The organism is Pseudomonas sediminis, from assembly GCF_039555755.1.
Classification (GTDB): domain Bacteria; phylum Pseudomonadota; class Gammaproteobacteria; order Pseudomonadales; family Pseudomonadaceae; genus Aquipseudomonas; species Aquipseudomonas mendocina_D.
The window spans coordinates 4,090,648-4,102,929 of record NZ_CP154631.1 but is presented as its reverse complement, the minus strand read 5'-3'; the positions used below and the strand labels follow the sequence as shown (position 1 = coordinate 4,102,929).

The window sequence follows — 12,282 nt, the reverse complement described above, 5'->3', positions numbered from 1 at the left end:
GAAATCAGCCTTCGCAGTTCGGGCCGGGCGTCCAGGCTTGTACCGGCACGTCAGTGAGCTGAGTTTCCAGATCAGCGTTACCCAGCACTTTCAGGTATTCGATCAGTGCCAGGCGCTCGTCCGGCGACAGGGCACGGCCTATGACGCCCTCCTGACGGCAACCATCGCGGAACTCATGACCGCCATTGCCGTTGCCGGTCACACGGGTATCGAGCAGGAAGCCGCCTGGGAACTTGTCGCTGCGATAACCCACGCGTTCCGGATCGAATTCGAAGTTACCGACCCAGAACTGGGCCTGCCGCTCGTATGCGGGAGAGAGCAACTCGAACAGGTTGGGCACCGAACCGTTGTGCAGGAAGGGCGGAGTGGGTTCTACCCCATTTCCACGGACGGCTTGAAAAGGGCTGAAAACTTCAGATCTTGCCGGGCGACTCTACGACGCATACGTGGGTTATGAAACCGCTCGATGTAATCGAATAAATCCGCCCGGGCCTCATCGCGAGTCCGATACGACTGGTGAGCAACACGCTCCCGTTTGAGCTGACCGAAGAAGCCCTCACAGGCGGCGTTGTCGCCGCAATGACCGACGGCACTCATGCTGCAGATCAGCGTGTTGCGATTCAAAAAGCGCTGATAGTCCGCACTGGTGAATTGGCTACCGCGATCCGAATGCAGGATCACTGACCAGTCACCTTGGCGCTGCCAGATCGCCATCTCCACCGCTCGAATCACCATCAGCCGATCTTGGCGGTGGTGCATCGACCAACCGATCACCAGCTTGCTGTACAAGTCGAGCACCACGCATAGGAAGAGTTTGCCTTCCAGTGTGGCTATTTCCGTGATGTCCGTGACCCACTTGCGCTCCGGCTCCTGCGCAGTGAAATCGCGCTCCAGCAGATTTTTCACACCTGCTGGACGGCCGCTGGCGGCTCTTCCAAACCCACGCCTCTTCCGGCGTGGCCAGCCTTGAATTCGCTCAGCCGCCATCAGGCGAGCAACGCGGTTCAGGCTCACAGTTTCGCCCTCGTCGAGCAGATCCTCGTGCATACGTGGCGCTCCGATCACACCACGACTGTCCTCGTGAATCTCTCGAATGCGCTTCACCAAGCGCGCATTCTCTCGAGCGCGGGGGCTTGGATCACGATCCTGCCAGGCGTAATAGCCACTGGCAGAAACCTTAAGGCAACGGCACATCAGGCGTACCGGGTACTCGTTGCGGCAGCGCTGGATCACCGTGTACCGCTCGATGACTCCCTGGCAAAGTACGCTGCCGCGTCTCTTAAAAAATCACGTTCCTTGGTCACTCGGGCCAGCTCGCGCTTGAGGCGGGCAAGCTCCTCATCCCGCGGACTTCCCGTTCCTGGGAAGGCTTTCTCCATACCCGGTTGTGCTTCCCGAACCCAGCGGTTTAGCAAGCTCGGGGCCACTCCAATCTCTTGGGCAATTTGGCGGCAACTGGTCTCTGAACGACGAGCCAGTTCAACGGCTTCCCGCTTGAATTCGGGACTGTATTTCTTGCGTTTCATGAACACTCCTTCTGCTCAATATGAGCTTACTCGAAAGTGTCCGTGTTAACGGGGTAGAACCCCGCCGTACAGACGCACGTCCAGCTTGGATAGCTCTGCTTTGGTCCAGCCCAGGCGACTGATGTCGAAACGGTGGTCAGCGATGTTGTCGGCGGTGGCTGGGTCGGTGCCGACGATGCTGATCGGTACCACGCGCATCTTCCATTCAGGATCGCGCGACGGCGCCATGCGCTGATCACGCGGCTTGGGATCGGGGGCATGGCAATAGGCGCAATTCTCGGTGTAGAGCGCTTTGCCACGGCTTGCCAGGGGTAGGTCCACCTTGCCGAATACGGCTTCTGGCCACTTGGGTGGCTGCAGTTGTTTCAGGGTTTCCTCGAGGGTGTAGAGATCATGCAAGCGCACGCTGGAGGCGTAGCGATCAGCCTCGGCGACGCCTTTGCCGTGTTCGTCGAGCAGATGCAGGCTGGCGCCTACGCCAAGGGCTTCGCCAACGTTGCGCGCCATCGGCTGCATGGCCGAGCCATTCCATTGCACCCAGTCGAATTTCCAGATGTCCCAGAGTTGCGGGTAGCTGACCGGGGCATTGGCGACGCGGTAGTTGGCGTCATCGAGAACATCGCCGAATACGGTATTGGCGATACGACCGAATGCATCGGTACGGCCAAAGCCTTCTTCGGTCGGATACAGGCCACGGTGCCAGTCGTTGAAGGCAGTCGCCAGCAGCCGGTCGAGCACTTGCTTGAAATCCTCGCGCAGTTGGTCGCGACCTTGCGGGTACTGGTCGCCCAGGACCTCCTGGGCAAAGCGACGGAATTTCAGCGGGTTGTAATAGGTGAAGGCCATGCTCATGCCCAGCGCCTGGCCGAAGCCGCCACCGCGCAAGGTCGGTACGGTAGAGGCGAGGGAGTGCAGGGCGGCACCGCCATCGATTCGCACGGCCTGGCCTTTGTAGCGCAGTTCGCCGGTATGGCAGGCGGCGCAACTGATATCGAGAAAATGCTCGCCGCTTTCGCTGTCCTGATGGCGGGTAAAGCCGACCGGCAGATTGGCCGGGTTCAGAGCGCTTGGCTGCTGCTTGGGGTCAGTAAGAAAGCCGAAGCGGGCCAGATAATCGAGGCGGGCGAATTTCTCGGTGCCGAACGGCATCTCCAGCGCGCTGACCCAGTCATAACGCAGGCCTTTTACCGTCGTGCCCTGCGGCGTGTAGTAATAAGTCTGGCGCTGCTCTTCGCTCCACTGGTCCAGGTAGTGCAAGTCGCTGGGCTGCTGATAGGTGGGAAGATTGGGGTTGGCGATGTAGTACAGCACCACCGCCAGACCGATCAGTGCCAGCAATATGACGAGTTTCAAGGTGCGGCGGAGCAGACGCATCAGAGACTTCCTTGTAGCGTTCTTATTAGCCGGCCTGTTATGCCAACACTGCAGGCAGTTGGCAAGATGCCATCGCGGTAGTTATGAAAACGCTGCAATAACCAGCAGGAACGACGCATATAGCGAAATGATCCATTAAGCGTCAAAGTTCTTGCTAGCTTTACGTTTGCGAGCGCCAAATTGTTGTTTTTATTGGGGTTACAAAATAATGGCGCCAAGGATGGAGTATGTTGGAGGCTGTTTCCGTCGCACCCCGGCAACTACTGGTGCTCGATCCATTCGAGGCGTGTGAAGCGCTGTTTCAGCCATTGCAGGCTGCTGGCTGGAGCGTGCAGCGCTGCACGCCACAAACGCTCAACGGCCATGCAGGTGATGCACTCCTGCTTTACCTCAATCAGCAGCCTAGTCATGCGCTGCTCAGGCAACTGCAACTGACAGGGCTTGGTTGCATCGTGCTGATGGATGCCGAGCGAGTGCAGCAGATCAATAGCGAAGAGTTGGTCGGCGAATGGTGCTTCGCCGCGCTGACATTGCCGGTGGAATTGCCCCAGTTACTGGAAACCTTGCAACAGGCGCAGACAGGCACCCGCTTGCGCAGATTAAAAAGCGCACGACAGGCACCGCAGTTTCTCGGCAACTGTGCCGCAGCGCGTAGCCTGCGACGGCGGCTGGATCGCCTCAGCCGTATCGATGGTCCGCTGTTTATCAGTGGGGAGCGCGGTAGTGGCAAGCATCTGCTGGCGCGCTTGCTCCACCAGCGTTCATCTTTTGCTGCGCAGGCCATGCGCGCTATCGATTGCAACGAGTCTCTCGACGCCGAGTCTCTCGCAGTGTCGAGCTTCACCAACGTGCGGCTCGAAAACGCATCTCGGCTCTCTGCGGTCGACCAGCAAAAGTTGTTGGACTACCTGCAGTGTAATCCTCGAGCACATCTGTTGACCCTGGACCGAGGCGAGCTGGTACAGGCCCTGCAGCAGGGGCGCTTCAGATCGGATCTGTTTCATCTATTAGCGGCGCAGCAACTGCAAACGCCGAATCTACGCGAACATCCTGGTGATCTGGTGCTGCTGGCCGAGCACTTTGCCAAACAACACGGGGCGGTGATCGGACGGCATCATCGGCATTTCAGCGAGGAAGCGATGGATGCAATGATCAGCCATCCTTGGCCGGGCAATGTGCGTGAGCTGCGCAATCACGTGGTACGCGCCCTGGTGTTGGCTCAAGGTAGGCAGATTCTTGCAGCCGATCTTGGTTTGCGCCCGGCACAAGCGAACATCGATGCTCCGGTCACGCTGGAGGACTACATACGGCGGGCCGAACGCCAGGCGCTCAACGACGTGCTGGGCCGCTACGCCAACAACATGAGCCAGGCCGCGCGCACGCTCGGGATTTCGCGGCCAACCTTCTATCGCTTGCTGCACAAGCATCGTCTGCGCTGAGACGCATGCTGTAACGCTCGAGAAACACTGCTAAGGTGCCCGTCGAACCTATCGACAAGGAGATTTTCATGCACCCGTTCGACGCCGCGAAGCCACCGAAACTGGCCGTGTTGCTGGGTTATGCCGGGCTGGTGCCATTCGTTGGTGGTGCATTGGGAATCTGGGTGATTCCCCTGGGCTGGCGGCCTTTCGTGCTGGACGCGCTGCTGGATTTTGCTGCAGTGATTCTGGCCTTTATGGGCGCCATTCACTGGGGTTTGGCGATGCGGGCGGAGGAAACCGATGAAAAGGCCAAGCTGCAACTGGGGCTGTCGGTAATTCCGCCCTTGCTGGGCTGGGCCGCATTGGCAGGTGGACTGCCGATTGGCTTGTCCCTGCCGATTTTCCTTTTTGCCTTTATCGGCCTGTACCTGGCAGACATGCACGCGGTACGCGTAGGGCTGGCGCCGCAATGGTATCCGGCCCTGCGTACGCCGCTGACCCTGGTGGTCTGCCTGAGCCTGCTAGTGGCCTGGGCCAGCGTGTTGATTCGCTAAGCCGAGCAGCGTCGCGACCTGCGCCAGCGCAGCCTGGCGCCGCTCATCCCAGCCACCTGACAGTTCGCAGAAACGCTGCCCGTTACCCAGCAGCCAATCCCGACAGGCCTGATGAAAGGCCTGACGCTCGACCAACTGAGGCTGGCAACGCTGGCCGTCTTCGACCCAGGGTACGCCTGCGGGGTCGAGTAACAGATGCTGGTCGTAGTGACGCGCCAGCAACTCGGCCTCCAACCAGTGCGGACAATCGCCGAACAGGAATTGGCTCCAGAGCATGTTGCTCAGCAGGTGCGTGTCGAGAATCAGTAGCGGCGGCCTGGTTGCTCGTGCGGCATCCTCCCAGGCCAATTGGCCGCGCGCGATCTCGGCGATGTCGGCATAGCAGGTATCGCGCTGTTGTTCGTCGATGAAGTGGCGCACGTACTCGCCCACCACCACGCCACCGAAGCGCGCCTGTATTTGCGCTGCCAGCCAGCTCTTGCCGCTGGACTCGGGACCGGTCAGCACCAGGACTTTCATGACACGTGCTGCAACGCCGGGTCACGGCGCCAGGTGAGCCAGCCATTTATGGCCAGGGCGGTGAAGGCCGCGTAGAGACCTGCAGTCAGGTACAGCTCGCTATACAGGAAGAAGGCCACGTAGCAGATATCGACCATTACCCAGAGCGCCCAGCACTGCAGGCGTTTCTGCGCCATCCACAGCTGCGCCACTAGGCTGAAGGCGGTCAGTGCCGAATCCAGCCAGGGCGAGCTGGCATCGGTGTAAGTGGCCATAAGGTAGCCGAGCAACCCGGCACCGAGCGCACCGATCAGCAATCCGCTCAGAACTGCGACCACACCCAGGCGGCTGACCTTGCGCCCATTGTGGCGGTCTCCACCACGGGTCCACTGCCACCAACCGTAGAGCTGCAGCGCGGCGAACAACAGTTGCAAGAGCAAGTTGGAATACAGCCGCCAGTCATAGAACAGCCAGGCGTAGAGCAGCACCATGATCAGGCCGATGGGCCAGCACCAGAGGTTCTGTCTGACCGTCAGCCACACCGCGACGATGCCGAGCCCGGCAGCAACGAGTTCGAGCCAGGACATCTGGCGCCCTCAAATCAGGAAAGGGTGGCGATTGTACTGATGCAGGCGGCTCAGCACACCAGGCTGTCGGCTTGTCGATAGAGCATCAGCAGCTTGCGGGTGATGGTTTGCTGGATGTCGTCACGCTCGAAGCTCGACAGTCGCTCCAGACGTGCCAGCTGCAGGCGATGCAGGTGGATATAGGGCATCTGCTGGTCGAACTCGCGCAGGTCGCCCTTCATCAGCACCGGCAGGAACAGATCACCGATTTTCTTCTGGTTGCTGATGATCTGCGCCAGGGCCGGTTTAAAGGGCATGGTCTTGGGCGCCGGCCCGCCATCCTTGATCTGGGTACTGAGCAGCAGCCCCGGCTTACCCAGAACCTTGCCCGGCAACACGCACAGGCCCGTCTTGCGGATGGCCTGGCTATCGATGCCGTGCAGGGTGTCGTGGAAGGCGTAGGGATTGGGCAGCACCACCATCTTGCGCCCGAGGTCGGTGGGGAAGTGCAGGCTGTAGTTGGTGTATAACTGCCCCACCGACTCGGAATAGACGCACAAGCGGTTCTCGAACAGCTTGATGAAACGCTCGGCCAGCTCGCGGCGGGCCATGCTGTCCAGGTCCCAGATCAGGTCCTGGTTCTGTGGTCGACTGAAATCGACCTCCTGATGCTGCATGCTGCTCATGGTCGACTCATACGCGGAATTGCCCAAGCAGACGACTGAGCTGGTCGGCCAGCTGTTTCAGGTGCTGGCTGGCCGCGCTCGACTGCTCGGCAGCCTCGGCGGTGTTGTGGGCCAGCGCTGCCGTCTGCGTGACGTTCTGATTGATGTCCTCCACCACGTGGGATTGCTGCAGGGTGGCGCTGGCGATCGAGGCATTGAGCCCGGTCAGGTTGCGTAGCGACTGGGCGATCTGGGCGAGGCTTTCGCCGGCCTGGCTGGCTTGTTCCACAGTCAGTTGGGAGGCGCGACTGCTTTCGTTGATCACCTTGACCGCGGCCTCGGAGTTGCCCTGAAGACGCTCGATCATGCCCTGAATTTCTGCGGTGGAGGTTTGCGTGCGTTGCGCCAGCAGCCTCACTTCGTCGGCAACCACAGCGAAACCGCGACCCTGCTCACCAGCGCGGGCAGCCTCGATGGCAGCGTTGAGGGCGAGCAGGTTGGTTTGCTCGGCGATGGAGCGGATCACCTCCAGCACGCTGCCTATCTGCGTGCTCTCGCTGGCCAGTGACTGGATCACCTCGACGGCCTTGTCGATGGTGCCCGACAACTGATCGATCTGGCGCAGGCTCGCTTCGATGTTCTGCTGGCCTTGTCTGGCCTGGTCCTCGGCGGTGTGCATCTCGCTGGAGGCGTGCTCGGCGTTCTTCGCCACGTCCTGCACACCGTAGGTCACCTCGTTGACGGCGGTCGCGACCAGCTCCATCTGCTGGGCCTGCTGCTGGCTATGGTGCTGAGCTTCGCTGGAAATATCGCCGAGATTGCCCGCGGCCTGATCCAGCGAGCCGGCCGACTCGAGCATCTGACGGATAACGTGCCGCAGCTTGTCGGTGAAGGCATTGAAGTGGGCGGCCAGTGCGGTGAGTTCATCGCGGCCATGAGTATCGAGATTACGGGTCAGGTCGCCTTCGCCGCTGGCGATGTTGGCCATGGCGTCGACCGCTGCCTGCAGCGGTTGCACGATACTGCGGGTAATGACGACCACCAGCCCCGTCAGCAGCACGGCGATCAGAAAGCCGATGGTGATGGCTTTCAGTGCCTGAGCCTTGAACTCTGTCTGTACATCATCGACATAGACACCGGAGCCAATGATCCAGCCCCAGGGCTGGAACAGCTCGACATAGGAAATCTTCGGTACCGGGTCACTGGCGCCTGGCTTCGGCCAGCGGTAATCGACCTGGCCGGCACCCTGGCTGCGGGTGATGGCGACCATCTCGTTGAACAGCGCCTTGCCGTCCGGATCCTTGAAGCTGGACAGGTTCTGACCTTCGAGCTTGGGATTGGTCGGGTGCATGACCATCACCGGCGTCTGGTCATTGATCCAGAAATACTCCTGGCCGGCATAACGCAGCCCGCGTATGACCTCCATCGCCTGTTTCTGGGCCTGTTCACGGTCAAGGCTGCCGGCGCTTTCCAGATCATGGAAATACTTGAGGATGCCCGCCACGCTCTGCACCACATGCTCGGTTTTTTCCGATTTGGCGAGGTAAAGATCGCTGTGTATCTGGCGCAACATATAAGCGCCCTGGAGGATCAGCGTCAGGAGGGCAAGCGCCAGAATCAACCACAGGCGACGGCTGATGGGGAGACTGCGTAAATGGTTCATGGGCGAATACCGGATTGTTGTAATTGTCAGCGTCAGGGCAACCCCGAGCAGTACTGGCGATACTGTCGCATCGGAGCATTATTCACGCCAGTTGTCTGATAGCATTTCGGCCGCCAGGCGCAAAACCTGAGTGATTGGCGAGCCAGGCGCTGTTTCTGCCGGGACGCACGCGCAGGAACCTGCGTAGCGTGTTTATGTCCCACGGCGGGCTGTATTGCATATTCGAGTTTACGCACGGCGAAGTCGTCGTGCTTTGGGGGAGTTGATGGATATCTGGATGGCCTTTCAGGCTCTGATTCTGGGCATTGTGGAAGGCCTGACCGAGTTCCTGCCGATTTCCAGTACCGGACACCTGATCGTGGTCGGAGACTTGCTAGGTTTCAATGGCCAAACGGCAACCGCGTTTAAGATCATTATCCAGCTTGGCGCCATTCTGGCGGTGATCTGGGAGTTCCGGGCCAAGGTGCTCGGTGTGGTGGTCGGGCTGCCCAATGAGCCCAAGGCCCAGCGTTTCACCTTCAATCTGCTGTTGGCGTTCATTCCGGCCGTGATCTTCGGCCTGGCCTTCGCCGATCTCATCGAGCACTGGCTGTTCAACCCCATTACCGTGGCCATGGCGCTGATCATCGGCGGCATCATCATGCTCTGGGCAGAGAAACGCGATCATACCATCCAGGCCGAAACGGTCGACGACATGGACTGGAAGCTGGCCCTGAAGGTCGGTTTCGCCCAGTGCCTGGCGCTGATTCCAGGTACGTCGCGTTCGGGCGCTACCATCATCGGCGGCCTGGTCTTCGGGTTGTCGCGCAAGGCCGCGACCGAGTTTTCCTTCTTCCTTGCCATGCCGACTATGGTGGCGGCCACGGTCTATTCGCTGTTCAAGTACCGCGACATTCTGCAGATGAGCGACTTGCCAATCTTCGCCATTGGCTTCGTCAGCACCTTCATCGTGGCGATGATCACCGTGCGTGCCTTGCTCAAGTTCATCACCAACCACAGCTATGCGGTATTCGCTTGGTATCGCATTGCCTTCGGCCTGGTGATTCTGGCGACCTGGCAGTTGCACCTGATCGACTGGAGCACCGCTCAGCCGTGATGGACAACGAGCGCAAGGGACGCCTGAAAAGCTGGGATGACGCCAAGGGCTTTGGCTTCATCCAGCCGGCAAACGGCGGTGCTGACGTTTTCGCGCACATTTCCGTCATGCGCGGTGATCGCCGCCCGCAGCCAGGGGACGATGTGCTGTTCATCGAAGGGCGCGACGAGCGTGGTCGGCCACGTGCCGCGCACCTGCGTCTGGCCGGCGAACTGAGCCTCGACCGTCAGGCCATCCGGCGCAAGCCGAAAACGCCGGACAATGCTGCGCCGGCGCGGCCAAAACCCGCTGCCAAACCTGCACGCAGAGCGGCGACACAGTCGGGAGGCACCCACAGTCCAGGCAGCAAGATCGTCCTGTTTGCCTTGCTCTGCGTATTGCCAGTGCTCGCTGCCCTGCAGCTGTTCGGCAAGGGGCTCTGGTGGCTGGCGCCGCTGTACCTGTCGGCCAGCCTGCTGAGCTTCGTGCAGTACTGGCTGGACAAACGCAACGCCCAGATCGGTGCTCAGCGTACGCCGGAGAACACCCTGCATCTGGTCGAACTGCTTGGTGGCTGGCCAGGCGCGCTAATCGCTCAACAAGTCTTCCGTCACAAGACGCGCAAGGCCTCCTATCAGACGGTTTTCTGGCTGATCGTCGGCTTGCACCAGCTACTCTGGATCGACCTGCTGCTGTTCGATGGCGCCTACGTACTACACCACCTGCCCTCATTGGTGCGCTAGGGACAGCTTGCTGCGGAACTGGCATTGCAGTGTGCCAAGCGGCTATGTTGGCGCTCCAAGCCTGCCAGAGAGGGACCCCGCCTGCCTGGCGAGCACAACGTGGCTATGACAACAAGAATGAAAAGAACCGGCAAACCCGCTGCTGCACCGCATCTGAGGCCCCGTATTCGGGTAGCGGGTCTGTGGCTGCTGTGTTGCCTGCTTGGGCCCGTGTACGCCTCTACCGAGGTGCAGCTGACGCTGGGCGGGACGCCTGAGTCAGTTGCCTATATCCGACAAGTGCTCGAGCAGACTCTGGCTCTCGGAGGCCATGGCGTCACGGTACGCGAGCGTGGCAACCCTCCCATGACGCGCCTGGAGGTCATGCTGCAGCGTGGGGATATCAGCGCCCTGATCCTTGGCCCGACGCAGGCGCGTGAGCGCAGGTTCTTGCCGGTGCGGGTGGGCATGACCGACAACCTGGTCAACCAGCGCATTTTGTTCATCCCCAAGGGCAGGCAGGCCTTGTATGACAACGTGCACAGCCTGGAGGACTTTCGCCGCCTGCAGCAGGTGGCTGGCATGGGAGCGGCCTGGGCGGATAGGGCCATCTGGGTGGCCAATGATCTGCCGGTGGAGACCATCGAGGGCGACTGGAAACGACTGTACCGCATGGTGGCCTCGACGACGCGCCTGATCGATTACCTGCCCCGTGGCGCCCATGAAATGGCGCATGAGTGGACGCAGCATACCGATCTGGAGGTGGAGCGCCACCTGCTGTTCAGCTACCCACAGGATCATGTCCTCTACGTCTCGCCGGCATACCCTGAGCTGCACAGCCTGCTGCAGACGCTGCTGCCACAGGCGCAGCGCAGTGGGCTGATACGCCGCCTGGCCAGAGAACACTATCGCCAGATTTTCGAGCCACCGATCAGCCTGCAGCAGCGCCGCGTGATCCATCTGCAAATGGCTGCGCCCTTATAGCAGCAACCCCGGCTGCAGACGTTTTGGCAGTTTGCGAACCACCAGTTGATGCGAGCGCGTCAGCAGTTGGCGCAGCTCGTCGTCGCCGAGCGGCAATTGCCGCGCATTCATGCTGATCCAGCGAGCGCGAGCCAGGTAAGGGGCAGGGCGGATGCCGGGGCGGTCGATATAGCCGAGAAACAGGTCAGCATCGACCTTGAAGGCCAGCCCCTCACCGAGTGAATCGATAATGGCGAACATCTTGTTGCCGGCCACGGAAAACACCCGAATGTTCAACCTGCTCACGGCGTTGGCGATATTCGCCATCGCACTCGTCAGCGCAGCGCCTATTTTTTCCTTGCAGCCTTTGGCCTGCTGATACTCGGTGGCGCCACCACCACGCTGCGTGTCATGGGCGTGCTACCGAACAACGTATTCACCGTCGATGGTCTGCAGTTGGGCTCATCGCTGGAGATGCTCCTGCTGGCCTTTGCCCTGGCCGACCGCATCAACGTCATGCGTCAGGAAAAGACGCGCACCCAGGCGCAACTGCTGCAAACCCAGGCACAACTGGTAGAGACCCTGCAGCGCTCCGAGCGTGAACTGGGGCAGCGTGTGCAGGAACGCACGCAGGAACTGCAGCGACTCAATCAACGCCTGGAAAATCTCAGCGTGACCGACGCATTGACGAATATCGGCAACCGCCGGCAGTTCGATGCCGAACTCACGCGACAATGGTGACAGGGGCAACGCAATGCTGCGCCGCGGGCGCTGGCCATCATGGATGTGGATTGGTTCAAGGCCTACAACGACCTCTACGGGCACCCGGCAGGCGATGCTTGTTTGCGTCAGAACGCGCAGACACTGGCGGCGACGCTGGCGCGCTCGACGGATTTCGTTGCCCGCTACGGAGGGGAGGAGTTCGTCTTCCTGGCGCCGGGCACCGCGTTGGCCGGCGCGCTGCAACGGGCCGAAAAACTGATCGCCGCCATGGCTAGTCTGAACCTTGCCCATAGCGGCTCGCCCTACGCTCGCGTCACCCTGAGCATTGGCGTGGCCGCGATGCAGACCACTGCGGGAGGGGATCCGCAGCAGCTTCTGCAACGGGCCGATGCAGCCCTGTACCGGGCCAAACAAGGTGGACGTAACCGCGTCGAGTGCGACCAGAGCGCGTGAAAGGGCTTCACGGCGTCGCATAAAAAAGCCCCGGACACGCCAGGCGCGACCAGGGCTAAAGGAGCAGCGGAGCTGGGCC

General features: G+C 60.8%; 13 protein-coding genes and 2 pseudogenes. 7 read left to right on the top strand and 8 right to left on the bottom strand.

Translation table 11 applies throughout. The annotated features are described in order from the left end of the window. Positions 1–4: 4 nt before the first annotated feature. From AAEQ75_RS19290 to AAEQ75_RS19280, 3 genes and pseudogenes are all read right to left on the bottom strand, one after another. Positions 5–382 (bottom strand): annotated as a pseudogene (locus AAEQ75_RS19290) (hypothetical protein); the annotation flags it as partial. After that, a protein-coding gene (locus AAEQ75_RS19285) for an IS3 family transposase (RefSeq protein ID WP_256382191.1) occupies positions 373–1,526 on the bottom strand; the annotation gives its coding sequence in 2 pieces (ribosomal slippage) (positions 373–1,280 and positions 1,280–1,526; 1,155 coding nt in all). The pseudogene AAEQ75_RS19290 and the gene AAEQ75_RS19285, both read right to left, overlap by 10 nt. Positions 1,527–1,589: 63 nt before the next feature. Next, a pseudogene (locus AAEQ75_RS19280) lies at positions 1,590–2,900 on the bottom strand (di-heme-cytochrome C peroxidase); the annotation flags it as partial. A 227-nt stretch (positions 2,901–3,127) separates the two neighbouring features. On the opposite strand from AAEQ75_RS19280, the gene AAEQ75_RS19275 reads away from it, so the two are divergent. Continuing rightward, positions 3,128–4,339, top strand: coding sequence for a sigma-54-dependent transcriptional regulator (locus AAEQ75_RS19275; RefSeq protein WP_343350129.1), 1,212 nt, complete (start codon positions 3,128–3,130; stop codon positions 4,337–4,339). Between the two features lie 68 nt (positions 4,340–4,407). Next, positions 4,408–4,875 carry a DUF3429 domain-containing protein gene (locus AAEQ75_RS19270; RefSeq protein ID WP_084341441.1) on the top strand — a complete coding sequence of 156 codons (468 nt, stop codon included), beginning with the start codon at positions 4,408–4,410 and terminating at the stop codon, positions 4,873–4,875. Here the strand turns inward: AAEQ75_RS19270 and AAEQ75_RS19265 are convergent. The 4 genes from AAEQ75_RS19265 to AAEQ75_RS19250 are packed head-to-tail and all read right to left on the bottom strand — an operon-like array spanning position 4,843 to position 8,267. Beyond that, positions 4,843–5,394: an AAA family ATPase gene (locus AAEQ75_RS19265; protein ID WP_343350128.1), complete on the bottom strand. Its 552-nt coding sequence runs from the start codon at positions 5,392–5,394 to the stop codon at positions 4,843–4,845. The two genes, AAEQ75_RS19270 and AAEQ75_RS19265, sit on opposite strands and share 33 nt — an antisense overlap. Continuing rightward, complete coding sequence (pnuC, locus tag AAEQ75_RS19260; RefSeq protein WP_343350127.1) at positions 5,391–5,960, bottom strand: nicotinamide riboside transporter PnuC; 570 nt, start codon at positions 5,958–5,960, stop codon at positions 5,391–5,393. Before pnuC ends, AAEQ75_RS19265 begins: the two co-directional genes overlap by 4 nt. A gap of 50 nt (positions 5,961–6,010) precedes the next feature. Further along, the gene (locus AAEQ75_RS19255) at positions 6,011–6,625 is read right to left on the bottom strand and encodes a hypothetical protein (RefSeq protein ID WP_003460192.1); all 615 of its coding nucleotides are present in this window, start codon (positions 6,623–6,625) and stop codon (positions 6,011–6,013) included. A 7-nt stretch (positions 6,626–6,632) separates the two neighbouring features. Further along, entirely contained in the window at positions 6,633–8,267 is a 1,635-nt protein-coding gene (locus AAEQ75_RS19250; protein ID WP_343350126.1) for a methyl-accepting chemotaxis protein, read from the bottom strand. Between the two features lie 265 nt (positions 8,268–8,532). Between AAEQ75_RS19250 and AAEQ75_RS19245 the strand changes: the two genes are divergently transcribed. From AAEQ75_RS19245 to AAEQ75_RS19235, 3 genes are all read left to right on the top strand, one after another. Further along, positions 8,533–9,363 (top strand): undecaprenyl-diphosphate phosphatase, encoded by an 831-nt coding sequence (locus AAEQ75_RS19245; protein WP_003460188.1) that lies wholly within the window; start codon positions 8,533–8,535, stop codon positions 9,361–9,363. After that, positions 9,360–10,085: a DUF1294 domain-containing protein gene (locus AAEQ75_RS19240; protein WP_343350125.1), complete on the top strand. Its 726-nt coding sequence runs from the start codon at positions 9,360–9,362 to the stop codon at positions 10,083–10,085. The genes AAEQ75_RS19245 and AAEQ75_RS19240 overlap by 4 nt, the downstream gene beginning before the upstream one ends. A gap of 345 nt (positions 10,086–10,430) precedes the next feature. Then, on the top strand, positions 10,431–11,048 hold the full coding sequence (locus tag AAEQ75_RS19235; RefSeq protein ID WP_343350124.1) for a hypothetical protein: 618 nt from the start codon (positions 10,431–10,433) through the stop codon (positions 11,046–11,048). Here AAEQ75_RS19235 and AAEQ75_RS19230 read toward each other — a convergent pair. Continuing rightward, positions 11,043–11,354, bottom strand: coding sequence for an MmcQ/YjbR family DNA-binding protein (locus AAEQ75_RS19230; protein ID WP_179576518.1), 312 nt, complete (start codon positions 11,352–11,354; stop codon positions 11,043–11,045). The genes AAEQ75_RS19235 and AAEQ75_RS19230 overlap by 6 nt on opposite strands. On the opposite strand from AAEQ75_RS19230, the gene AAEQ75_RS19225 reads away from it, so the two are divergent. Further along, entirely contained in the window at positions 11,271–11,768 is a 498-nt protein-coding gene (locus tag AAEQ75_RS19225) for a 7TM diverse intracellular signaling domain-containing protein (RefSeq protein WP_343352434.1), read from the top strand. The genes AAEQ75_RS19230 and AAEQ75_RS19225 overlap by 84 nt on opposite strands. A gap of 39 nt (positions 11,769–11,807) precedes the next feature. Further along, positions 11,808–12,203, top strand: a complete 396-nt coding sequence (locus tag AAEQ75_RS19220) for a GGDEF domain-containing protein (protein ID WP_343350123.1) — start codon at positions 11,808–11,810, stop codon at positions 12,201–12,203. Positions 12,204–12,282 lie beyond the last annotated feature (79 nt).

Bases quoted from the DNA above. Each gene is read 5' to 3' on its own strand.
- AAEQ75_RS19235 (WP_343350124.1), top strand. From the start codon at position 10,431: ATGACGCGCCTGGAGGTCATGCTGCAGCGTGGGGATATCAGCGCCCTG.
- pnuC (WP_343350127.1), bottom strand. From the start codon at position 5,960: ATGTCCTGGCTCGAACTCGTTGCTGCCGGGCTCGGCATCGTCGCGGTG.
- AAEQ75_RS19265 (WP_343350128.1), bottom strand. From the start codon at position 5,394: ATGAAAGTCCTGGTGCTGACCGGTCCCGAGTCCAGCGGCAAGAGCTGG.
- AAEQ75_RS19245 (WP_003460188.1), top strand. From the start codon at position 8,533: ATGGATATCTGGATGGCCTTTCAGGCTCTGATTCTGGGCATTGTGGAA.
- AAEQ75_RS19250 (WP_343350126.1), bottom strand. From the start codon at position 8,267: ATGAACCATTTACGCAGTCTCCCCATCAGCCGTCGCCTGTGGTTGATT.
- AAEQ75_RS19230 (WP_179576518.1), bottom strand. From the start codon at position 11,354: ATGGCGAATATCGCCAACGCCGTGAGCAGGTTGAACATTCGGGTGTTT.
- AAEQ75_RS19275 (WP_343350129.1), top strand. From the start codon at position 3,128: ATGTTGGAGGCTGTTTCCGTCGCACCCCGGCAACTACTGGTGCTCGAT.
- AAEQ75_RS19255 (WP_003460192.1), bottom strand. From the start codon at position 6,625: ATGAGCAGCATGCAGCATCAGGAGGTCGATTTCAGTCGACCACAGAAC.
- AAEQ75_RS19270 (WP_084341441.1), top strand. From the start codon at position 4,408: ATGCACCCGTTCGACGCCGCGAAGCCACCGAAACTGGCCGTGTTGCTG.
- AAEQ75_RS19220 (WP_343350123.1), top strand. From the start codon at position 11,808: ATGGATGTGGATTGGTTCAAGGCCTACAACGACCTCTACGGGCACCCG.